This window comes from Bradyrhizobium sp. 187 (assembly GCF_023101005.1).
Classification (GTDB): Bacteria; Pseudomonadota; Alphaproteobacteria; order Rhizobiales; family Xanthobacteraceae; genus Bradyrhizobium; species Bradyrhizobium canariense_D.
Genome location: NZ_CP064694.1, coordinates 394,148 through 416,054 on the forward strand (window position 1 = coordinate 394,148; position 21,907 = coordinate 416,054).

The 21,907-nt window shown below is 60.7% G+C and carries 20 protein-coding genes and 5 pseudogenes; 13 read left to right on the top strand and 12 right to left on the bottom strand.

Annotated elements, in window-relative coordinates; translation table 11 throughout:
* Nucleotides 1–152 precede the first annotated feature (152 nt).
* Both IVB19_RS39035 and ltrA read right to left on the bottom strand, forming a co-directional pair.
* Nucleotides 153–482, bottom strand: coding sequence for an RNA-dependent RNA polymerase family protein (locus IVB19_RS39035; protein WP_247821861.1), 330 nt, complete (start codon nucleotides 480–482; stop codon nucleotides 153–155).
* Nucleotides 479–1,489: pseudogene (ltrA, locus tag IVB19_RS39040) on the bottom strand (group II intron reverse transcriptase/maturase). The gene IVB19_RS39035 and the pseudogene ltrA overlap by 4 nt, the downstream one beginning before the upstream one ends.
* 569 nt (nucleotides 1,490–2,058) lie before the next feature.
* Between ltrA and IVB19_RS39045 the strand changes: the two are divergent.
* Nucleotides 2,059–2,991, top strand: a pseudogene (locus IVB19_RS39045) (IS256 family transposase); the annotation flags it as partial.
* Between the two features lie 59 nt (nucleotides 2,992–3,050).
* Nucleotides 3,051–4,186, top strand: a protein-coding gene (locus tag IVB19_RS39050; protein ID WP_247821865.1) for an IS3 family transposase whose coding sequence is annotated in 2 segments (ribosomal slippage) — nucleotides 3,051–3,315 and nucleotides 3,315–4,186 — 1,137 coding nt in all. Because the reading frame shifts where the segments join, the coding sequence is not laid out codon by codon here.
* On the opposite strand, the gene IVB19_RS39055 is transcribed toward IVB19_RS39050, so the two are convergent.
* The 3 genes and pseudogenes from IVB19_RS39055 to IVB19_RS39065 form a co-directional block, all read right to left on the bottom strand.
* Nucleotides 4,156–6,225, bottom strand: a complete 2,070-nt coding sequence (locus tag IVB19_RS39055) for a recombinase family protein (RefSeq protein WP_247821867.1) — start codon at nucleotides 6,223–6,225, stop codon at nucleotides 4,156–4,158. The two genes, IVB19_RS39050 and IVB19_RS39055, sit on opposite strands and share 31 nt — an antisense overlap.
* Nucleotides 6,215–6,385 carry a hypothetical protein gene (locus IVB19_RS39060; RefSeq protein ID WP_164988433.1) on the bottom strand — a complete coding sequence of 57 codons (171 nt, stop codon included), beginning with the start codon at nucleotides 6,383–6,385 and terminating at the stop codon, nucleotides 6,215–6,217. The genes IVB19_RS39055 and IVB19_RS39060 overlap by 11 nt, the downstream gene beginning before the upstream one ends.
* Before the next feature lie 621 nt (nucleotides 6,386–7,006).
* A pseudogene (locus IVB19_RS39065) lies at nucleotides 7,007–7,432 on the bottom strand (transposase); the annotation flags it as partial.
* Between the two features lie 498 nt (nucleotides 7,433–7,930).
* Between IVB19_RS39065 and IVB19_RS39070 the strand changes: the two are divergent.
* From IVB19_RS39070 to IVB19_RS39110, 9 genes and pseudogenes are all read left to right on the top strand, one after another.
* Nucleotides 7,931–8,275 (top strand): FAD-dependent oxidoreductase, encoded by a 345-nt coding sequence (locus IVB19_RS39070; protein WP_247821869.1) that lies wholly within the window; start codon nucleotides 7,931–7,933, stop codon nucleotides 8,273–8,275.
* A 28-nt stretch (nucleotides 8,276–8,303) separates the two neighbouring features.
* Entirely contained in the window at nucleotides 8,304–8,621 is a 318-nt protein-coding gene (locus IVB19_RS39075; protein WP_247821871.1) for an FAD-dependent oxidoreductase, read from the top strand.
* Between the two features lie 157 nt (nucleotides 8,622–8,778).
* Nucleotides 8,779–9,846, top strand: a pseudogene (locus IVB19_RS39080) (IS630 family transposase).
* A gap of 44 nt (nucleotides 9,847–9,890) precedes the next feature.
* Entirely contained in the window at nucleotides 9,891–10,292 is a 402-nt protein-coding gene (locus IVB19_RS39085) for an NAD(P)/FAD-dependent oxidoreductase (RefSeq protein ID WP_247821873.1), read from the top strand.
* A 180-nt stretch (nucleotides 10,293–10,472) separates the two neighbouring features.
* Nucleotides 10,473–11,297 carry a transporter substrate-binding domain-containing protein gene (locus tag IVB19_RS39090; protein ID WP_247821875.1) on the top strand — a complete coding sequence of 275 codons (825 nt, stop codon included), beginning with the start codon at nucleotides 10,473–10,475 and terminating at the stop codon, nucleotides 11,295–11,297.
* Between the two features lie 85 nt (nucleotides 11,298–11,382).
* Complete coding sequence (locus IVB19_RS39095; protein WP_247821876.1) at nucleotides 11,383–12,045, top strand: amino acid ABC transporter permease; 663 nt, start codon at nucleotides 11,383–11,385, stop codon at nucleotides 12,043–12,045.
* A gap of 2 nt (nucleotides 12,046–12,047) precedes the next feature.
* Entirely contained in the window at nucleotides 12,048–12,704 is a 657-nt protein-coding gene (locus IVB19_RS39100; RefSeq protein WP_247821878.1) for an amino acid ABC transporter permease, read from the top strand.
* Nucleotides 12,701–13,486, top strand: coding sequence for an amino acid ABC transporter ATP-binding protein (locus IVB19_RS39105; RefSeq protein ID WP_247821879.1), 786 nt, complete (start codon nucleotides 12,701–12,703; stop codon nucleotides 13,484–13,486). The genes IVB19_RS39100 and IVB19_RS39105 overlap by 4 nt, the downstream gene beginning before the upstream one ends.
* A 54-nt stretch (nucleotides 13,487–13,540) precedes the next feature.
* Nucleotides 13,541–14,887: an amidase gene (locus tag IVB19_RS39110; protein WP_247821881.1), complete on the top strand. Its 1,347-nt coding sequence runs from the start codon at nucleotides 13,541–13,543 to the stop codon at nucleotides 14,885–14,887.
* 156 nt (nucleotides 14,888–15,043) lie between these two features.
* On the opposite strand, the gene IVB19_RS39115 is transcribed toward IVB19_RS39110, so the two are convergent.
* From IVB19_RS39115 to tnpA, 4 genes are read right to left on the bottom strand one after another with little or no spacing between them, the layout of a single operon-like run.
* Nucleotides 15,044–15,646, bottom strand: a complete 603-nt coding sequence (locus tag IVB19_RS39115) for a plasmid pRiA4b ORF-3 family protein (protein ID WP_247384563.1) — start codon at nucleotides 15,644–15,646, stop codon at nucleotides 15,044–15,046.
* The gene (gene tnpC, locus IVB19_RS39120; RefSeq protein ID WP_247476114.1) at nucleotides 15,643–17,208 is read right to left on the bottom strand and encodes an IS66 family transposase; all 1,566 of its coding nucleotides are present in this window, start codon (nucleotides 17,206–17,208) and stop codon (nucleotides 15,643–15,645) included. The genes IVB19_RS39115 and tnpC overlap by 4 nt, the downstream gene beginning before the upstream one ends.
* 51 nt (nucleotides 17,209–17,259) lie before the next feature.
* On the bottom strand, nucleotides 17,260–17,613 hold the full coding sequence (gene tnpB / locus IVB19_RS39125; protein ID WP_091898177.1) for an IS66 family insertion sequence element accessory protein TnpB: 354 nt from the start codon (nucleotides 17,611–17,613) through the stop codon (nucleotides 17,260–17,262).
* Nucleotides 17,607–18,029 carry an IS66-like element accessory protein TnpA gene (gene tnpA / locus IVB19_RS39130; protein ID WP_247365184.1) on the bottom strand — a complete coding sequence of 141 codons (423 nt, stop codon included), beginning with the start codon at nucleotides 18,027–18,029 and terminating at the stop codon, nucleotides 17,607–17,609. Before tnpA ends, tnpB begins: the two co-directional genes overlap by 7 nt.
* Nucleotides 18,030–18,353: 324 nt before the next feature.
* Between tnpA and IVB19_RS39135 the strand changes: the two genes are divergently transcribed.
* On the top strand, nucleotides 18,354–19,148 hold the full coding sequence (locus tag IVB19_RS39135; protein WP_247821885.1) for a hypothetical protein: 795 nt from the start codon (nucleotides 18,354–18,356) through the stop codon (nucleotides 19,146–19,148).
* A gap of 55 nt (nucleotides 19,149–19,203) precedes the next feature.
* Here IVB19_RS39135 and IVB19_RS39140 read toward each other — a convergent pair whose 3' ends face one another.
* Nucleotides 19,204–19,530, bottom strand: a complete 327-nt coding sequence (locus IVB19_RS39140) for a WGR domain-containing protein (protein WP_346283670.1) — start codon at nucleotides 19,528–19,530, stop codon at nucleotides 19,204–19,206.
* A gap of 123 nt (nucleotides 19,531–19,653) precedes the next feature.
* Here IVB19_RS39140 and IVB19_RS39145 point away from each other — a divergent pair.
* A pseudogene (locus IVB19_RS39145) lies at nucleotides 19,654–20,592 on the top strand (IS3 family transposase); the annotation flags it as partial.
* A 115-nt stretch (nucleotides 20,593–20,707) separates the two neighbouring features.
* Here the strand turns inward: IVB19_RS39145 and IVB19_RS39150 are convergent.
* Both IVB19_RS39150 and IVB19_RS39155 read right to left on the bottom strand, forming a co-directional pair.
* Nucleotides 20,708–21,577 (bottom strand): ImmA/IrrE family metallo-endopeptidase, encoded by an 870-nt coding sequence (locus tag IVB19_RS39150; protein WP_247821887.1) that lies wholly within the window; start codon nucleotides 21,575–21,577, stop codon nucleotides 20,708–20,710.
* Complete coding sequence (locus IVB19_RS39155; protein ID WP_247821888.1) at nucleotides 21,577–21,900, bottom strand: helix-turn-helix domain-containing protein; 324 nt, start codon at nucleotides 21,898–21,900, stop codon at nucleotides 21,577–21,579. The genes IVB19_RS39150 and IVB19_RS39155 overlap by 1 nt, the downstream gene beginning before the upstream one ends.
* Nucleotides 21,901–21,907: the final 7 nt, after the last annotated feature.

Here is a 21,907-nt window from a genome sequence, read left to right on the forward strand (position 1 = left end):
TTTGCCGGCAATCGCAATGGCGGGGCCGATTTCCTTGCAAGATCGAATGAGGGATTGGGTCATGGTCGAGTAGCTCAGCCATTTGGCTTTCGCCCTCACAGATCCGGGCGGGTGGCTTTCCCGCACCCGGCTCTTCCCGAGGGTAACCCGCGTCATATCCGCGCCTGCGCCCAAGTGCGAGTGACGCGTGGAACGGGCAGACGGAAGCGTGCCGTCAGGGTCTCGAACTCCGACCAGCCCATGCGCCGGCTTTTCTGACTGCGCCGTCTCAGACAGCGTAGCCAAGTCCGACGCACTTCGCGATAGAAGCCGTTGAGCGCTGGATAATTGTGCGGCCTGCCGTAGTAGCCGTAGTGTCCACGCAGCACTGCGGCGCACCACTCGTGCTGGGTGGTCAGTGATTCGTGCATGAGCCGCCAGGCTTCCTGGCGCAACGCCGTCAGCTTGCGCGTCAGGCGCTTCCCTTCCGTTTTGTGCTTCACGATAAACCGGCCGTCCCGGGTCGCCGCTCGCCGCGCCGCTGACGCGAGAGGGCCGCAAACCGGCCGAACTCGATCAGCCGCGTCTTGCCCTCATGAAGCATCAGGCCAAAGCTGGCCAGCCGCGCCTTGAGGGCCAAGAGCATCTCCTGCGCCTCCGCCTTGTTCTCGAAGCCCATGACGAAGTCGTCCGCATAGCGCACGGCCACAACGCGACCGCGTGCGCGGCGACGGCGCCATTGATGGATCCAGAGGTCGAGGATCTAGTGCAGAAAGATGTTGGCGAGGAGCGGGCTGATGCCCGCCCCCAGCGGGGTACCCCTGTCCGTTTCTTGCTTCTCGCCGCTCTCAAGAACGCCGGCCCGCAGCCACAGCTCGATGAGCCGCAAGATGCGAGGATCGGCGATCCTGTGCGCCACCATCCGCAATAGCCACTCGTGGTCGACCGCGTCGAAGAAGTTGCGTATGTCGGCATCGAGCACCCAGTTGACGCGCTGGCTCATGATCGCCGTGTGCAAGGCGTCAAGCGCCATATGAGGGTTCCGCCCCGGCCGGAAGCCGTAGGAGAACCCGAGGAAGTCGGCTTCATAGACGGCACTCAGCACCTCGGCTACCGCGCTTTGGACAATCTTGTCCTCTAGCGCCGGCACACCAAGAGGCCGCTTACCGCCATCGGCTTTGGGGATGTAGACTCGTCGCACCGGCTGTGGCCGGTAGCAACCCGTGTGGACGCGTCCGCAGAGCTCGCGCAGGTTGTCCGTGAGCCTCTCTTCGTACTTCGCCACCGTTACCCCATCGACCCCCGCGCTGGCCTGCCGCTTTTGTCGTCGAAACGCCCGAAGCAGGGCGTCCTCGTCGACGTGGTGCAGCAAGGCTGTGAACCGGGTTTGGGCAGCCTGCTTGGCCGCCGCGTTCACCCGTTCGAGGTTCGGCGGCAAGGCAACCCGGCTCTGTGTCCGGACCCTGGCCTTCTCGCGCGGGCTCCCCTCGGGCTGCTCCCTTCCCTCCATGCGTCTCGTTTCCTTCGACGACTTCACAGGTACTATGGACCAGTCCGACTCCCGACCTCAGCTCGGACCGCGGCTCTGGCAGTGCCTTGCCGCTGCCCCCCGTTGGAGACCAATCCGACGGACCCGGTCGGGCCTCTCATGTTCCGATGATTGCCTTCCATGCGTGATGCGGCCATCGACCCCGACCGAGCGGCATCGTCTCGCATAGCGACAATGCTCATGCTGCCTTCGTGTTTAGGGAACACACTCGGCCTCCGCGAACATCCACCTTTCGAGGCTCATTCCCGCACCCCGCATGGCTCCTGTCTACACTTCGAACCCCGCGTTGCCGCGACGCCCGCAAGACTTGGTCCCGGCTTGCCTGCTATGGCTTTGGCCGGATGGGACTTGTACCCACAAGCATTCATCAGCTTGGCATGACGTACTCCCCGGTGGTGGTGTAGCTCGGTAGAGCAAAGCCGCCCGGACGCGCGCCCCCAATAGCGCCGTAGCGGGCGGGCGGCTTTGCGGTGGTCATCGGCAGTTCTCCGGTAGGATTGCGACACGCCAACGCAACCGAGGAACCACTGATGACCGACGACATGATGAACCTGCGCACGCTGGTAGAGAAGACCCCCGACGCCGATCTGCTGCGCGAGGTGATCGGCTTTGCCGCCCAGCGTCTGATGGAGCTGGAAGTGGGAGGCCAGACCGGGGCGGCCTATGGCGAGAAGAACCCCGAACGCCTGGCCCAGCGTAACGGTTACCGCGACCGGATCTGGGAGACCCGTGCCGGCGCCGTCGAGCTGCGCATCCCCAAGCTGCGCAAGGGCTCCTACTTCCCGGGCTTCCTGGAGCCGCGGCGCATGGCCGAGAAGGCGCTCACCGCCGTGGTGCAGGAGGCCTATGTGCAGGGCGTTTCGACCCGCTCGGTCGACGATCTGGTGCAGGCCATGGGCATGACCGGCATCTCCAAGAGCCAGGTCAGCCGGCTGTGCGGCGAGATCGACGACAAGGTGAAGGCCTTCCTCGCCCGTCCGATCGAGGGCGACTGGCCATATCTGTGGAACGCCACCTACGTGAAGGTGCGCCAGAATGGCCGCATCGTCTCAGTCGCGGTGATTGTCGCGGTCGGCGTCAACAGCGACGGCCGGCGCGAGGTTCTGGGCATGGACATCGGGCCGTCCGAGGCCGAGACGTTCTGGACGGCGTTCCTGCGCAAGCTCACCCGCCGCGGCCTGCGCGGTGTCAAGCTGGTGGTGTCTGACGCCCACGAGGGCATCAAGGCCACCGTAGCCAAGGTGCTCAATGCCGGCTGGCAGCGGTGCCGCGTCCACTTCATGCGCAACGCGCTGGCGCATGCCGGCAAGAGCGGCCGCCGCGTCGTCTCGGCCTTCATTGCCACAGCATTCGCACAGGACGATGCCGAAGCCGCGCGAGCACAGTGGCGGAAGGTTGCCGATCAGCTCCGGCCAAAGCTGCCGAAGTTGGCCTGCTTCCTAGACGAGGCCGAGACCGACGTGAGCTGCTGCCGGTTTGATGGACACCGAGATTGGGTGTTTTATCGAGCCAGAGGTGGGTCATGCAGAGACGGAAGTTCAGTCGAGAGTTCAAGATCGAGGCGGTCAAGCTCGTCAGGGAGCGCGGGGTATCTGTGGCGCAAGCTGGCCGAGACCTGGGCGTTCATGAGAACGTGCTGCGCAAATGGGTGAAGGAGTTCGGCTTCGACGCTGCGCAGTCGTTCCCCGGCCACGGGCAACTGAAGCCTGAGCAATTGGAGATCGAGCGGCTGCGGCGCGAGGTCAACAAGCTGAAGGCGGAGCGGGATATCCTAAAAAAGGCCGCTGCCTACTTCGCGAAGGAAGCGACATGAAGTTCGGCTTCATCGCGAAGCACCGGGGCATCTGGCCGGTGGCATGGCTATGCGAAGCGATGGGCGTGTCGCGGTCGGGCTTTCATGCCTGGCTGAACCGATCGCCCAGCGCCAGATCCCGGAGCGACGAGACCGTAGGCCAGCAGGTCAAGGTCAGCTTCCTTGCCAGTGACCGGACTTACGGCGCGCGGCGCGTCTGGCGAGACCTTCTGGCGGACGGCGTCGAATGCGGCCTGCACCGGGTCGAACGGCTGATGCGCCTGCAGGCCCTGCGGGCGCGGCCACGACGCCGGCGTCTGCCGAAGGACGCAGGCCATCGCCAGATTGCGAATGTGGCGTCGAATCTTCTGGATCGGCAGTTCGAGGCCGAGCGCCCGAACCAGAAGTGGATCGCCGACTTCACCTACATCTGGACGGCTGAGGGCTGGCTCTATGTGTCGGCGGTGATCGACCTGTTCTCGCGCCGGGTGGTCGGCTGGTCGATGAGCGCCAGCATGACCGCCCAGTTGGTTGCGGACGCCCTGTTGATGGCGGTCTGGCGGCGCGGCAAGCCGGATGCCCTGATGCATCATTCCGATCGCGGCAGCCAGTACGTCAGCGAGCAGTTCCAGCGCTTGATGGCTGATAGCGGCATCGTCTGCAGCATGAGTCGGTCCGGCAACGTCTGGGACAACGCGGCGATGGAGAGCTTCTTCTCGTCGCTGAAAACCGAACGCACCGAGCGCAAAACCTATCGCACCAGGAACGAGGCCAGAGCAGATGTGTTCGATTACATCGAGCGGTTCTACAACCGCGCATCAGAACACCCATCTGTCTATGTTGTTGAAGAGAAAAGACTTTGCTGATTGGGATTCGATCCCGTGGGGTATCTTGGGTTCTGTCGCGCTCGTTCGGCGATAGATCGAGCAGCAGTTGTTATCAGCGAGCTGCGGGCGAAGATCCAAGGACCATCCGACAGAGGATGGATGGCTTCGATTTCACCGGCTTCAGCGGCCAGCCGGAGCGTCTTGGGCGCGATCTTCAGGAGCTTGGCGGCGTTGCTGAGGTTTAGCCAGTGCTCGATGCCGTCCTCGGCGGGCTTGAACACCGGGATGCGATAGTTCGAGCGCAGCGAAGTAACACGCTCGCGCGTCCAGCGATTGCCGTTACCGGTCTCGAGGCCGTTGCGGTTGAGGAGGCCGGCGATCAGATCGTCGCTGGCGATCAGCACCAGTCGGCGCACAGCCTCGATGATGTTGGCGGAGGTGCTGTTACGCTGCCCGCGCCGGCGCTTGGGCAAGCGTATCTCGCTGTGAACGCCGCCGACCCAGTGGACGATGAGGACGATCTCGGAGGCCGCATCGTCGATATCGGCCACGACCTCATGGACGAGGGTGCGCACAATGCGCTTCTTGAGGCGAGCATCCGTCGTCGGCGCATCCCAGGCCGTTTTGAGGTTCGAGGCCAGTACGCCGAGCGAAGCTGGATCAGCAATGGGTGCGGGCGTCGCCGCATCATGCATAGCGATCTTGTCCTCGACCTCCGCCGCGTGAGCGAGCGCTCTGTTCCAGCGCGCTTCAAGCTCACTCGCCACCAGCCGGTTCGCGGGGTCAGCGGCATCGTATTGCCGGAAAGCCCGGTCGGCGGCATAGCGCGCCGCTTCGAGGTCGCGACTGAGAGCATCGCGCACCTGATCCCGTCGTTCTCCGGCTTCCTTGGCGGCAGCGGTTGCAGCGGCGATAGCGCCTGGGCCGACAACGCTAAGCAGTGCTTCCTCGATTGCATCATCGACGCGCAATCCTCCGAAGGCGATGCAGTGAGGGCCACCATTGTCCATCCAAGCGCGGCTGCAGCTGTAGCGCGGGATATGGTGCTTCATGCCGGAGTACCGGAGCGTGAGCTTGCGGCCGCAGCGCTTGCACCGGATCAGACCGGCCAGCAGCGCGTCTCCATGCTTGGGCGCGCCGTGATGCCGACCAGTGGGAACGTTGCTGCTGTCCATCGCGCGGATCGCCTCGAACCTCTCCCAGCTCACATACCCGTCGTGGGTATTAGGCTTCAACGTCAACCATTCGTTCCGCGTCTTGCGGCGGATCTTCACGCTCACGCCCTCGGCGGTGTATCCCGCCGCCACAGCCGTCTTACCATAGGCATAGGCGCCGCCGTAGACCGGGTTCTCAATGATCCGGTGGATGGCGGAGTAACTCGGTCGCCGCCAGGCTGTGTCGCCGTTGGACTGCTTCACCGGCAGATCGAGATTGTACTCGTGGAGCCAGCAGAGCGCCTGTCGGGCACTGCCCAGTTCCTCGACCTTGTCGAACACCAACTGGATCGCTTCCTGGACGCGCCGATCCGGATCTTTCTCATAGCGGTCGCCGGCCTTCACGAAGCCAACGGGCGCCGCCACAATCAACTCGCCCCGGCGCGCCTTCTCGTAGCGGGCCGAGAGCGAGCGCTGGCGCAACAGATCCAGCTCGTACTCGTTGAGGCTACCCTTGAGCCCGAGCAGCAGGCGGTCGTTGCCGTGCCTTGGCGCATAGATAGTCTCCTGATCGACCAGAACGGTGTCGACCACGCGGCACATCTCGATGAGTTGCTGCCAATCCCGGCTGTTGCGAGCGAAGCGCGAGACCTCGCGGGCGCAAACCGCACCAACCTTACCGAGGCAAACCTCCGCTACCATCCGCTCAAAACCAGCGCGTTGTACCCCGCCGGCGGCTGAACGACCGAGATCATCATCGATCACTTCGATCTCAGACCAACCGAGCGCCGTCAGCCGGTCCCGCATGGCGTATTGCAACGCGCTGCTCTCGCGATTGTGCAACACCTGATGTGCCGAGGATTGACGCACGTAAAGAATCGCCTTGCGCTCCAGATGATGAGGCCTGACCTTGTCAGAGATCATGACCGACCTCCTTCGCGCGCGGCGTCGCTGTCATCGCAGCATGGTCGACGATCAACTGCGTCATCAGGCTTGTGAGGGCCGCCCGGGCTTCCGCCGGCAGCTCCAGCCATGCTGGTGCGCCGATGGCGCCGTTCGACAGGCCGCTCCCGAACAGATCCATCTGCGGCCGCGATCGTCGATTGTGTCGGTATCCGCTCCCTGGCATTGCCGTCTGCCGTGACATGGGTCTCTCCCCGATTCTGGTCGTGAGAGGCTCTGGATGCGCTAGAAAGCAGGACAGCTGATGGCGTTCGATCCATCAACGCCAGATCGAGAAGCGCAGAAAGCGCTGCAAGTGCGGTTATGCTGACAAATGGCCGAGCTGCCAAAAGCTCCGCCTCAGGGCATGCCGTCCGGTCGAACATCCATGCTGGAACCTCCAGCCAACGATCTGCTTGCGATCCATCCAGCGTGCAGCGGAAGGCGACATCGCCAGCCTTGTCGACGGCCCCATGAACGCAAACTCGGCAACCAAACCAAGGATGATATCGATAAAGAACCTCGCGAAGAACGGTCCTGTGGGCGTTCTCAAACCTCGTTGTACAACACGACCCGACGTCACTCGACGATCGGTTACCTCAGCCCTGTTGAGTTCGAGCGCAAGGTGGGATTAGCTTAACCCGGTGTCCATCAAACCGGCAGCAGCTCATATGTCCAAGCCAACATAAAGGGTCATCATATGCTCCTCGTTTGCACTAAGGAGAACATTCTGCCTCAGCCTCGCGCGTGCGATTTAGGCCATGTGGTTGACCCGATAGCCCTCCCGCTTGAGCACAACATGGAGGCGCCGATAGCCGAAGCGACTGCGCTCATGCGGCACCAGCCGATTGCTTTACACGCCCGCCGTTCGCTCATCCCGTGGGCATCCACGAGATGGGCGACAGCTTTCCGCTTGCCCGCGGGCGCCACCACTTCTTCCCAGGAGATCCTTCAAAGCCACATTGTCCAGCATGGCGTCGGCCAAAAGCCGCTTCGGCCGCGTGTTCTCGTCCTCCAGCGTCCTCCGCCGCTTGGCCTCCGAGACCTCCATTTCGCCAAACTTGGTTCCATTTGTAGATGTTGGCATCGCTGACGCCGTGCTTCCGGCACAAATGGCAACCGACACGCCACCCTCGTGCTCCTTCCATATCCCGATGATCTGCTCTTCCGTAAAGCGGCTGCGCTTCATGTTTTGGTCCTCATATGGGCCAGAGCGAACTTCAATCTGGACTAAGTCCAGGGGGCGAGGTCAGCGCCTTTGTAGATGGGGACGTGGGCATAGAGTAGATTGGCGAGGAGCCTACTCCCGATAAGATCAGGAGCCTTCAGAGAAAGCTTTATTGCAAGGCGAAACGCGGAGCCCGACTTCCAGTTTTACTTCTGTACAACAAGATCTTCCGCGGGGGCATCCCGAGCCATGCTTCAAGGCCCGCGCAATGCGGGTGCCTGGAGAGGATGAGATAGCCTTCGAGCAAATCGACCGCGGTGCGGCGGGTGATGATCCTGAAGCCCGGCGGGGCGAACGTGGAAATTTCATTGAAAGCTGCGATAAGCTATTGTACCGACACAATCAGACCAGATAATACATCTATTTGATCTATTTCAATTCCTGGCTCCAGACGGAGCTGCCGGTGGCCTCGCTGGGTTATCGAGGACCACGCTGATTGGCGTGGATGGGAGATATTGCATGCCTAAACGGTGTACTGTTGCTGTTATTGGCGGCGGTGTAGTCGGCGTGAGTTGCGCGTTCATGCTGGCGCGGGAAAGGCATCGCGTCACGTTGGTCGAGAAAGGGCGCGTCGGTCATGGTTGCTCTTGGGGCAACGGCCGCCAATACAATGCAGGATCTGCCTTGCCCATGACTCACCCCGGCATCGTGTGGCGTGCACTGCGCTGGTTCGCTGACGCCAACGGCCCAGTGCGGCTTGCCCCGCGCGAGCTACCCCGCACCCTCCCATGGCTGGTCCGCTTCTTACGCACCGGGGCGCCCGTAGGCTTGGGAGGCTGCTTATGCGGCGCTGCACGCCCTTAACCAACCGTGCGCTGGACTCTATCGCGATATGCTCGGTGACACCGATTGGAAACGCTTGTTCCGGCCGAATGGTGCCCTCCATGTATGGCGCGATGTATCACCTAGCGCGCTGGATGAGCGCATAGCCAGTCTGCGAATGCCGCGCAGAGTGTCTTTTGAGAGACTGGGCGCGGAGCAGCTGCGCGAGTTGGAGCCGGCTTTGTCCCCCAGCTACAAGCGCGGGATATACTTTCCCGACAGTGGGCATGTAATTTCGCCGCCGGCCCTCGTAGCGGGTCTGATGGATCGGGCAGCTGCGCTTGGCGCTTCGATCCTGTCGGCCCGGGTTGAGGCTATAGTACCTTAGCACCCGAAGAAGTTGTGCTGCAGACGAGCACCGGATCTCACCGGTACGACATGGTGGTGGTTGCGGCCGGCATCGGGAGCCGGGATCTTGCGCGATCGCTAGTGGTCTGATTCATTCGAAGATTCCCAAATCGACCGAAGCAGTTCAAGCTCTGGGCATGAGAGCAGGAACTATCGTAAAGGTGACCCGGGCGGACCGCCATCGGCTTGAGGCGATCGTCTCGGATCGCAGCGCACCTCAGAAGCACGTGTGGCGGGCCAACATCATTCTTGCCACTGCCGACGGCTGTGGCACCGCCGAGATCATGCGCCCTCCAAGCCCGTGGTGTGGAGATGGCAGGCCCGGTTCATGGCGGAGGGTGTCGAAGGGCTAACGCGCGACAAGACGCGAAAGCCCGGCAAACCACCGCTGCCGACGGGCACCGTGCAGAGAGTGGTCGACCTGGCGCTCGGGCCGCCGCCGGGAGAAACAACCCACTGGACCGGCCGGATGCTGGCGAAAGCCGCAGGGGTGAGCCTGCGTTCGGTGCAGCGTATCCTCGAAGCCCACCAACTCGCGCCGCATCGCATCCGTACGTTCAAGCTGTCGAACGACCCGAAGTTCGCCGAGAAACTCAAGGACGTCGTCGGCCTCTATGTCGATCCTCCCGCCCATGCGGTCGTCCTCTCAGTCGACGAAACGAGCCAGATTCAGGCGCTCGACCGCACCCAGCCAGGGTTGCCGATGAAGCCGGGCCGTGCCGGCACGATGACCCACGACTACAAACGTCACGGCACCACCACGCTGTTCGCTGCCCTCAACGTCCTCGACGGCACCGTCATCGGCCGCAACATGCAGCGCCATCGCCACCAGGAGTTCATTCGCTTCGTCAACACGATCGAGGAGCAGGTCCCGGCAGGGAAAGTAATCCACGCCATCGTCCACAACTATGCCACCCACAAGCATCCGAAGGTACGCCAATGGCTGGCTCGGCATCCCGCTGGACGTTCCACTTCACCCGACCTCTGCATCCTGGCTCAATGCGGTCGAAGGCTTCTTCGCCAAGCTCACGCGCCGTCGCCTCAAGCGAGGCGTGTTCCGATCCGTCGTTGACCTGCAAGTCGCCATCAACCGCTTCGTCGCCGAGACAAACGCCGATCCCAAACCCTTCGTATGGACCGCCGATCCAAAGCGTGTCCTCGCCGCTGTCAAACGCGGGAAACAAGCGTTAGAGTCGCTCCACTAGGAGTTTCCCTGCCGCTGGCCAGTGAACGTGGCTACCACATCACCATGCCCGGGGCTTCCGGTACCATCAGCCGCCCAGTCACGGACGCGGCCTTGGCCTTCGTTGCCACGCCGCTCGACGACGAGCTGCGGGTCGTGGGCATTGCCGAATTTGACGCGCCCAATGCGCCGCGTGATGCGAAGCAAAAGAGAAAGCTGCAGGACTACGCCCGCACAATGCTGCCGGACTTATCCATCGGCCAAGTGATCGACTGGATGGGCGTAAGACCATCGACGCCAGACAGTCTCCCGATCATTGCCCGCCATCCGAGGCATGCCGCGATCTTGTTCGCTACTGGCCCTGGTCATCCAGGCATCAGTGGAGCGCCGATGACCGCCGGCATCATCTCCGATCTCGTCGCTGGCCGCACTCCCCGGATCTCGAGCGTGCCATATCGGCTGCGGTAGAGCTCAGACAAATTGTTCTTGCGCAATCCGCTACTGATGTTATGGTTCATTCAGAACTTGGTATAGGTCAATGGGGCGCGGAGGTAATCCGCGCCCAAATAATGCCACACAGCGGGAGACATGGGCGCAGCGCTCGGGAGACGTTTAAATCAATAAGGCAAATAGAGGAGGGACTGCGTTATGAAGTCATTTTTCGCGACACTGGCGGTATCGAGCTTGCTAGCTGTGGTGTCCTTGGGGCATGCGAGCGCGGACTCGACGCTCGACAGAGTCATTGCATCTAAGAAGCTTCGCTGTGGCGCGATGCTGGATAATCCGCCTTCCGGTTTCCGGAATCAGCAAGGCAAGCCTGATGGGTTTGACGTTGCCTACTGCAAGGATATGGCAAAGGTGTTGGGAGCCGAGGCTGAGATCGTGGAGACGCCTTCGCCCGACCGCATCCCAGCACTGGTTTCAAAGCGCATTGACGTTTTGATTGCTGGAACAACTGCTACTGCACAGCGCGGATTATCGGTTGCTTTCACCCAGCCTTATGTCAATTACACCACTATCGTCGTCACGCGCAAAGGCGCGAACATTAAATCCTATGCTGACCTGAAGAGAGCGAAGCTGGGTGGTGTCACTGGCACAACGACCGAGCAATTGCTCAATTCTGAGATCGACAAGGGATGGAAGAGCAGTGGCGCCGCATACTACAGCTTTGCCAACGACACTGACGCCTACATGGCGCTGCAGCAGGGCAAGGTAGACGCCATCCTTCAATCTGCAGTCGTATACAACGCCCTGCACCAAAGTGGGCAGTTTCCGGAATTCGAGTCGGCCGGCTTGGCGCCTCTTAACGACCTCGCCGCAATCGCGGTCCTGCGCGATGACCAATTATTCCTGAACTGGGCAAAGCTTTTTGTCTTCCAACAGGTTTCGAGCGGGCGCTTTGCCGAGCTTTACAAGCAGTACTTCGGAAATGGTGAGATCCCGCCGCTCACGGCCAGCGGTGTCAGCTACTAAAGCGTTTGTTTTAGGTGCCGTCCTGCGGCCTCGAGTGCGGGTGGCGACGCATCGAACTCGCCACCCATCCTCAAGATAAGCTCACATGCTAAACTATCAATTCTACTGGCCGCTCGTCTGGAGCGCACTTCCGGATCTCCTCGCGGGAGCGGGGGTGAGCCTTCAAATTGCGTTCCTCTCCCTTGTCTTGGGGACGTTGATCGCTTTGCCCATGGCCGTGGCACGACAGTTGGAGAATGGCTGGTGTTACATCGCGGCTACGACATGGGTCGAACTCTCGAGGAATACTCCGTGCGTCTTCCAAGTCTATCTGATGTACTTCGGACTTGGGGCACTTGGCATCAACATATCGAGCTACGTTTCGCTCCTTGCGGCGATTACATTCAACAACGCCGGATATTTGGCTGAAATATTTCGGGGTGGGCTTGGAGTGATACCTTTCCAGCAAATGTCAGGAGCGAGATCGCTCGGCTTAACAAGATTTCAAGGGTTTGCTCACGTCATTTTTCCGCAGGTCTTCAACGTCGTCTTCTTCGCTTATGTGACGCAGGGCATCTGGGGATTGTTAAATACATCCCTTGGAATGTTGATCGGGCTTCGCGAACTAGCCGGCGCCGCTAATTACGCCCAATCAGTCTCTTTTCGTACTTTCGAGTTCTTCATCGTGACCGCAGTAATCTACTACATAATGGCCAAGATCCTGCAGTTTTCAGCGCAACTGGTCTACCGCGCGATGTACAGGAGCTGAAAATGCAGTTTCAGCTGGCAAACCAGGGTCTGCAATGGTCAGACAGTTTCTTCCTGCTTAACGGTGCAATCAACACTGTGCAAATGGCGATCTGTGCGGCAACCATCGGAACTGTTCTCGGAACTGTCCTAGGTTGGATCCGCTCAGTCTCTTCCGCGGCAACGACTATCACATCGCCATTCGTTGACATGCTCCGCTCTGTGCCGATGGTGATCACGCTCATTCTCTCTAACAGCGTCCTGTCCATCTTGGGATTTCCGACATCGCCTTTCTGGTTCGGCATTGCGGCGCTCAGCGCCTGGATGGCAGCGGTGACAGCCGAGGTCGCGCGTTTTGCCTTTCGGTCCGTGCCGGCTAACTATCAGCGTGGCGCCAGATCGCTCGGTATGACCTACTTCCAGGAGCTACGGTACGTATCCATTCCCCTCGCATACAGGGCCGGATTGACATCTTGGATTGGCCTGCTCCTCGGTCTCATCAAGGATACTGCGCTTGCAAGCATCATTGGCTATGTCGAGTTCATGCGTAGTGCACAAATCCTGATAACAAGAACGCACGAGACATGGCTGTTGTTGCTCGGGACCGGTCTCTTCTATTTCGTGATATGCTATCCAATATCGCGATACGGCCGGTACCTTGAAAGAAAGGTTGCCGCATGATCGAAATCCGCGATGTACACAAGGCATTCGGGTCCTTGACTGTACTTAATGGCATAAGCCTCAATGTGAACCGGGGCGAGCTCTTATGTCTGATTGGAGCGAGTGGGTCTGGAAAATCGACTCTGCTACAGTGCATCAATGGGCTCGAGCCAATACAAGGCGGTGAAATCGTCGTCGACGGCGTGCGTGTCCATGACCCTAAGACAAACATAAACACATTGCGGCGAAAACTCGGGATTGTCTTCCAACAGTACAACGCATTTCCACATTTGACTGCATTGGAGAACGTGGCGCTAGCTCCTCGCGTTGTCGCGAAACGCAGTAGCCGAGAAGCTAAAGCGCTGGCGCAGAAGCATCTTGAACATGTGGGTCTTGGAGACAAAGCGGACAGTCTTCCATCCCGAATGTCAGGCGGCCAGCAGCAACGTCTTGCGATAGCTCGCGCTCTTGCCATGGAGCCCAGCTATATGCTGTTTGACGAAGTGACGAGCGCCTTGGATCCAGAGCTTGTCGGCGAAGTGCTTGAGACTATGCGTCTTCTCAAGAGTGAAGGGATGACGATGGTCGCCGTTACACACGACATTAGCTTTGTTCGCGACTCCGCCGACCGCGTCGCTTTCCTCCATAAGGGCGAAGTCTGTGAGATCGGGCCGCCTGCGGAGGTGATCGATAACCCTCAACTGGAACAAACCCAAAAATTTCTCCGCCGTGAGATGCGCAAGCCAGCCGAAAAGAGCGGAGCTCTGTCGCCGGATCCCAACCATTCATCGGCTGCGCATTAGGTCATGCATGATGGCGCTGGGCGGCCTAATGCGCCCCTGGTGATGAGGCCCTTGATGAAATTCAACAGCTCCCGCTCAATCGTTGATCTCAAGTCCGCGTTTTTATCGGACGCTGTCTCTCCGGCGCAGGCCGTCGAGGACGTTCTTGGAAGGATCGAGAAGTCTGACTTCAATGCCTTCATAGAAGTGGATCGTGCGGGTGCGACGCTTGCCGCAGCCTCGGCAACTTTGGTCGGCCAAAGTGGGGGGTCGCTCGGCGCCTTGCACGGCATTCCGATCGGCGTGAAGGATGTCATCGACGTCGCTGGAATGAAAACCACGGCAGGCTCAGGCTTTCTTGGAGCCGAAGCAGCGACTGCTGACGCTCTGGCGATCAGGCGACTTCGTGCGGAAGGCGCAATCATTGTTGGGAAAACCAATGTGCATCAATTTGCAACAGGAGCTACAGGAGACATCTCCCACTTCGGTCCAGTGCTGAATCCCTTAGATCGAACCCGCGTGCCAGGGGGGTCCAGCAGCGGCTCGGGTGCTGCCGTCGCAGCGCAACTTTGTCCGGCCGCGATCGGAACTGACACCGGCGGCTCCGTGCGCATGCCCGCGGCCCTTTGCGGGATTGTTGGCATGAAGCCGACCTATGGTCTTGTCCCGACTGAAGGCGTCTTTCCGCTGGCGAGGACGCTTGACCATGTCGGCCCTATGACCGCGACGGTTGAGGATAACGCCACGCTTCTTGAAGTCTTAGCAGATAGGGCGGGACATTACGTAAGTGAAATGCGGCGCTCGCCCGCGGGCATGCGAGTTGGGTTGCTTCGCGGATATTTCTCGAACTTCGTAGAGCCGGAAATAGAAGCGACCTTACAGCAGGCCTGTGAACTTCTCCGAAAGCTCGAAGTCGACGTTGTGGAGATCGCGGTCGACGAAGCCGAAGAGGCCTATCATTGGATGCAAACGGTGTTGAAGGCGGAATCAGCCGCTCTTCACCGGAAATGGCTCGATGGAGCAAAGCCCTACGCGGACGACGTAAGAAGCCGGTTGATCGGAAACCGTAATGTCAGCGCAGACGATTACTTGGAGGCGCTCTGGAGCCGTCCTCGCGCGCGGGCGATATACGATAAGGCGCTCGACGGACTTGATCTCCTACTGAGCCCAACCTGCGGAATCTTTGCGCCCCCACAAGGTGAGCGGAATACTGCACTGCAGGGAAACACTCATCCGACGTTCTGGCTTCTGGCGCGAATGACAGGGTCTTTCAATTTCTCAGGGCATCCTGCCTTGTCGTTGCCGGTGATGTCGACTTCCGGCCAGTCGGCCGGGCTGCAATTCATCGCCCGCCATTATGACGAGGCTTCGATCTACCGGGTTGCCGCGGCGCTTTCAGCTGAACTGCGCAATCCATCCTGAGATATTGACTGCAGATCGCATGATCGGGCGTGCAACCGCGGGCAGCAGGGTGGTGCTGCACCCAAGTGATCGGAGCCGACGGGAACGGGATCGCGCAGCGGGAAGGGCGTTGAGGGTAAGCGTCGCTCTGAGGCCCATTTGATTGGTGCTTGACGTCTATTTTGAACGCGTGGTGCGCCGGCGCGGCTTCCATATTTCCGACAATGCGTTGACGGCGGCCTCGAGCGCCTTCCGGTCGACGACGTTGGGATCAAACTGCTCAGGGCCCCAGAGGCGCATTTGTTCGTGCTCCGGATGGGTGGGGTCGCGGATGGCGTCGAGGTATTCGGTATAGCCTGACGCACCGCCGACATCTTCCGGAGGACAACGGCCGGCGGCCTCGAGCAAGAGGGGAAGTCCCTCCGTTGTCGTGTTGTCGAACCACTTTTCGAGCTTGATCACGTGATCCCAGCTGTCGCCGAAGTCGTAGAGATAATGGATCGTCTTCGCGCCGGTCTCGTGAACGATATTGGAGAGCCGCGTCTTGCGAGCATCGATGGGCTGAGGGCCAAAATCTCCATCGGGATCAGGGATACCCCAACGTCCTTCGCCAGCCAAAAACTCGAAGAGATGGCTATTCGTCCAGCCAAACGCCGCCTGAAGCGTCAGATGCAGCCGATCAAGGCGCAGCGTGAGCGGCACGACAAGGCATCGCATCACCTCCGGTTTCACGTCCTCGAGGGTCACCTTGATCCGGACCGCGGTCGTGCTGAGGCTCATGCCGCAAGCCTCGGATCTTGTGCATGCATCGTATAGGTGGATGCCCAGGGAAGCAGTTCGTCCAGCCGTGCCGCCGGCCAGCCATTGACGAGCTTTGCGAGAACGTCGGCAAGCCAATACTCGGCGCTGACGCCGTTGAGCTTACAGGTCTCAATGAGCGACGCCAGCAATGCCCAATTCTCAGCACCCTCGTCACACCCGGCGAACAGGGCGTTCTTGGCATTGAGCTTGATCGGCCGCATCGCACGCTCGACTGCGTTGGTGTCCATTTCGATGCGCCCGTCATCAAGGTAGAGCGTCAAGCCGTCCCAATGACGCAGTGCATAGCGTAAAGCTTTCGCCGTCTCACTCTTCTGCGCGAGGTGACCAAGCTTCGCCTCAAACCACTGCTTCAAGGCTGCAGCCAACGGCCGGGCATGCGCCTGCCGGCCCGCGCGGCGCTCGGCGTCAGATCGGCCACGGAGGACTTTCTCGACCGCGTAGAGCTGGGCGATGCGCTCGAGGGCCTCGCGGGCAACCGGCGCCGGCGCCGGCGAAGCCTCGCGCTCGATCTTCACAAACTGGCGCCGGAGATGCGACCAGCAGAATGCGAGCGTCCCGGACAAGGCGTCCGCACGCGTCTCTCGCATCATGGTCTTGTAAGCCTGATAGCCGTCGCAGTGGATGATGCCGCGATAGCCTTCGAGCAGTCGCAAGCCATGAACGGCGCCGCGGCCTGGTGCATAGGCATAGACCACGCCGGGCGGATCAGGCCCGGCCCAAGGCCTGTCATCGCGCGACAGCGCCCAGAAGTAGCCGGTTTTGGTCCTGCCGCGCCCGGGATCCAGCACCGGCGCCGGGGTCTCATCGACACAGAGCTTCGGAGAGGCGAGCAGAAGCTGGCGCAGACGATGCCACAAGGGCTTCAATTCCTGGGCCGCATAGCCGACCCAGAAGGCGAGCGTGGAACGGTCGATGGCAATACCGTGCGTCGCCAGCATCTGCGTCTGGCGGTAAAGCGGCAAATGCCAATGATACTTGGCATCGATCACATGCGCGACGAGCCGCTCGGTCGGCAGTCCTCCCCTGATCAATCGCTCGGGAGCAGCATGCTGGAGGACGACGCCGTGACAGGCGCGGCAGGCCAGTTTGGGGCGGCGGGTGACGATAACGCGATACTGCGCCGGTACGACGTCCAGCCTCTGGCTCTCATCGTGACCGATCTCAAAAAGGTCGCCTGCGCAGCATGGGCAGCAGGTTGCAGCGGGCATCAGGTCCTCGATGATGCGCGGCAAATGCTCCGGCAGCTTGCCACGATTGGCCCTGCGCTCGGCAGCTCTCTTCTCGCGTGTTTTGGGATTGGCGCGGTCCTCGGCTGCTTCGAGAGCCGCGACAGCCTGATCAATATCCTCCAGAATAAGCTGGAGCTGATCAGCGTCAAGCTTTTCCGACGATCGACCGAACTGCGCGTCTTTTGCAAGCTTGAGCAACCGCTCGAGCCTGGCGCAGCGATCCAGCAGAGCCGCGGCAAAGGCACGCAACTCGGCTGGATCGCTCGGCAGTTCATCAGGCAAATCACTCATTGGCCCGAGTCTGCCATGCTTCGCGCCCCGATGCAGCGAAGATTTTATGTCCTACGCAAGCGCTTTCGGCTGCGGGATTCGAGGCGCATGCATGCGTGTCCAATCCATGCCGGCCAGAAGCGCGGACAACTGCGCGGCGTTCATTCGCATGACGCCGTCAACGACCGGCGGCCACTTGAAGGCGCTGCCCTCAAGCCGCTTCCAATACAGCACGAGGCCACTACCATCCCAGACCACGATCTTCACCCGATCAGCGCGCTTCGCACGGAAGACCACCGCCACGCCCTTCATCGGATCGTGGCCCAGCGTCTCCTTCGCCAACAGCGCCAGACCATCCGCGCCCTTCCTGAAGTCTACAGGTCGGGTCGCAACGTAAATCATGAGGCCAGCGGGAGCCGTCAGCATGAACGTGCCCGGCGCAACGCAACAAACACATCACTCAGCACGGCAAGTCCAGGCGTCCCTCGCACCTCAACTCGTGCCCCCTGGAGCTCAACCGTCACAACGGCTGCTTCCGGCGATGAGGAGGGCGCGGCAGCCGCCGATGGCGACGATTCCGACACCAACGGCACAAACGACAGTGCACCCGCCGCAGCTGGCAGCACCAGTTGACCTAAACGCGCCCGGCGCCGCCAGTCATGCACCTGCTGTGGCCGGCAGCCATGCCGGCGTGCGATATCTGTTACAACCGCGCCCGGCTCAAGGCTTTCCGCGACAATCCGGGCCTTCAAATCATCCGGCCACTGCTTACGGCCTGCGCCGGCGTACACTTCGATACGCTGTGTCAATGGTCGTCTTATGTCGTCCGAATGGTCGTCCATTATGAGCACCCTTGCAGAAGATGACTCTTCTAACGGTGCTCCCAAGATCGCGCACAGACAATCTAAAGGGCCGCGGCGCTACGCTTACCGTTGAGGGAAGCACCTCACCGCTCAACAGGCGCGCGGGTCATCGCAGACATAGTTCTCCTCAAATCCCGATCTTCCGCGGGGCGCCCGTGGATGCGGACGGCACCTGGAAGTCACCATCGATCGCGCCCCTTACCGGGCGGGCGAGGGTGCAATTGACCAACGAAAGAGTAGCCCTGGTTCTGCCGTGCCTAGTCCTTTCGTGGAAGGGCCGCTCTGATGGGCACAGGGTCGCGATTGCCGACGCTCGTCGAGGCGATCGAACGCGCCAACCGCGAAGGCGACCAGACCATCCTGAGGAGCATCATCGAGCGCCCGGCCGATCCGCGCGACTTCTTGGACGACCCCGAGCGCCACCGGGCCGTCATCGACTATCTCAACGCGCGGCTCTCCTACGACGGGCTCGACCTGCAGCGGGTCGGGTCGGCCGTACGGCTCGGGGTGCCCGGCAGATCTTCGAGCGTGGTCGACGCATTGGCGAACGTCGTCGTCGTGATCGATTTCGACACCGTCACGCGGGATCTCGATCGCGCGCTGAAGAGCGTCGAAGACGATCCGAAGGACGCTGTAACGTGCGTGTTCGGTGGTCCGAACGGCCCGGTCCGTTTCTTGTTCGGTGGGATCGACTACGGAAGTCACAGATTCCAGTCTGGAGGCGTAGGGGCCATCTTCATCCACGCACCGGGGCGCGTATGGGTTGATCCCGAGATTCCGTGCGATCCGCGGCCGACCGTCCGGGCTTTCGCCGGCCCAACGGTGCACGCTCGCTGCTCAGTGCCAAATTCTCGTCTGAGACAAGTTCGGGCAACCAACGCCGCAAACCGAAGAAACGAGTATCAAACCGACGAAGCGGTGACGACATTCAGCCTGGGGCAAGTTAACCGCAAAACTGGCTGTCGCGCGCAAAAGATCAGGATCGCGCCGATCGACAACGCCGCGGACGCGGACGAGCAGGGTAGGATCGATGTTCCTAGTTATGGAATCTGTTATGCCCATCCCATTGAAAAAGCTGGCGTGTTTCAGTTCGCATAACATAGATTATGGAATACTTCGAACTTCTTGAAATATGAGCGAACATGACTTCGGATTACTTTGATATACTTTGGTTGGCATTTTGTCCAGATCGGCCGGCTCGCGGCGCGTTGCACGCCGGCTCCGCGCGCGAAAAGTGCCGCTGGACGTAACCACGACGGGTTTTGCGCCTGAGCCAGGACTCGAGGGCCTCGACGGCCTGCACCTGACCATCGAACAGATCGAGCCGCCGTCGGCCGCGCCCACCGAGACGGCCCCATTCGCGCACCAATGCGGTATCGCCAAACAGCGTCGGCTCGGTCGTGAGCACATAGAACCGCGCCATGTTGCGGGCCGGATCGCGCCGCTCGAGCACGAGATATTGCACGGTGAGTTCGGACATGCGCCAGAATCGCAATTCCCGAATCGACCGTCCAATTAAATAAATGATTCGATCAGGGCCAACGATTCAGAAATTTCATGCGGGCAGGCAACGAGACAGTCGCGCTCAGGCTCGCGATCTCCTGGGAAAGAAGTGGTGACGCCCGCCGGGAAGCGGAAAGCTGTCGCTCATCTGGTGGATGCCCATAGGATGAGCGAACGGCGGGCGTGTAAAGCCATCGGCTGCTGCCGCATGACCATGAGATATCGGACGACCCAGGCTGACGATGCCAGCCTTCGCCAGCGCATGCGGGCGATGGCCCAGGAACGCCGCCGCTTTGGCTACCGGCGACTGCATGTTCTGCTCAAGCGGGAGGGGTATCTGATCAACCACAAAAAGCTCTTCCGGCTCTATCGGGAAGAGAAGCTAACGGTGCGTCGCCGTGGTGGCCGCAAGCGGGCGATCGGGACGCGGGCGCCGATGCTGGTTCCGATGATGCCGAACGACCGGTGGTCGCTCGACTTTGTGTCGGACCAACTGACCTGCGGCCGCCGCTTCCGCATCCTGACCGTCGTCGATGATTGTACCCGCGAGTGCCTGGCGCTGGTGGCCGACACCTCGCTCTCCGGCACCCGCGTGGCGCGGGAACTGGACCGGCTGATGATCGAGCGTGGCAAGCCCAGCATGGTGGTCAGCGACAACGGCACCGAGCTCACCAGCAACGCCATTCTCGCATGGGCCGACCAGAGCCGTGTCGCGTGGCACTACATCGCGCCGGGCAAACCCATGCAGAACGCCTTCATCGAGAGCTTCAACGGTCGGCTGCGGGATGAGTTTTTGAACGAGACGCTGTTCACGTCATTGGCCCAAGCCCGCGTCGCGCTTGGATGCTGGCGGGCCGACTACAACGATACGCGACCCCACTCGCAGCTCGGATGGAGAACCCCGTCCGAGTTCGCCATGACCTGTCACCCGCGCCGGGATCTGGCGCTGCGCTATGCCGAAGGCTCCGCGCCAGCTCCCGTCGCTCCCACCGCCCAAGAGGGCAAGTCCAACTGCCGGAGCGAACTCAAAACTGGATAAAACTTGGGGGCAAGGTCACAGGAAGTTTGTCCAGATTCAGCGGACCGCAGGCAGCTTCTCCGCGCCGGGGGCACGGAGTTGGCGCTGAGGCTGGTGTCCTGCAGTTAAGCTTACGTCAGCGACGATTCCAGTTGCTATCGTCATCTTCATCATCTTCCTCCGAAGGCTCCACAGAAAGAAGAATGAGTGCGTAGCCTTGTTGTTGGCGACGGACTTGCTCGAACAAGGTTGGTGCGCGATGGCCGCGAGAAACATCCAGCCATTGCGCCGCATCGGTCTCCTCAATCTCGCTCGTCACCGATTGTTCGTGATTTTTGCGAATGAGAAGAGAAGCCTTAGGAACGGGATCGCCCCACCGGACTGAAATGAACGGGAAAGAGCCCTTACGGTAAAAGTAGCGCAAGACGCGCCCGTTGTGCGTAACGACGAAAGCGACAGGCTCTTCACGATAGCCGACATAAGCGCGCCCGAGAACCTCTTTGCTTACTTCGTACCGCTCAGCAAGTCGAACGACCTCCCCCAAATCGGGATCAGGGCTCGAGTTTGCCTCCTTGCGAAAATGATGCGGTGGCACAAGCAGCAAGGACGAGAACCGATTGGCCTCGGCCTCCCAACGCCGGCGCATGTCGGCGATTTTCGGATCGAGTTCCAAGAGATCGCTCATCGAACAAAGGAAGCGGTCTTCTTTCCCGGGCCGGTGCGCCGGAATTAAGAAATGCCCCAGCTCATGGCCGATGGTGAACCGTCGCCGCTCGACCTTCATTCGTCGTTGCACCAGAACGACGCCGCGCGACTTTGTCTCGTTGGTGATCAAACCGCCTATGAAACCGTCGCTCTCAAGCTCTTTGATTTCTTCGATGCCGAGCTGAATCGCTAGCGTTTCAACCGGGATCGGGATCGGAAGATCAGGCTCGGCTTTGAAGATCTCAATTACGAGTCTTTCCGGCGAGCCGACATCGGCGAGATCGATCCGTGATACGGCCATTACTCTTTCTTCGCTTCTTTTAGGCCACGCATGATGGTCTCGATGGTTTTTAGATCGGACTTACTTAGCGTCTTCAAGTCGCGGTAGAGCGCGACCAGCTCGGAAGGCTCGCTCGATGCGTTCGGATCTTCTTCCAAAAGCTCCGACACGCTAATCCTGAAATGCGTCGCCAGCCGTTCGATGAGTTCGCGCGAGGGGTTGGCACTGTTGCCCTGCTCGAGGTCCCAGATGTGGGTCTTCGACGTTTGGACCCCGTCGGCAACCTGCTGAAGAGATTGCCGTCTGGCAGCGCGCAATTCCTTGATCTTCGTCGCGAGCGACATTCCAGTT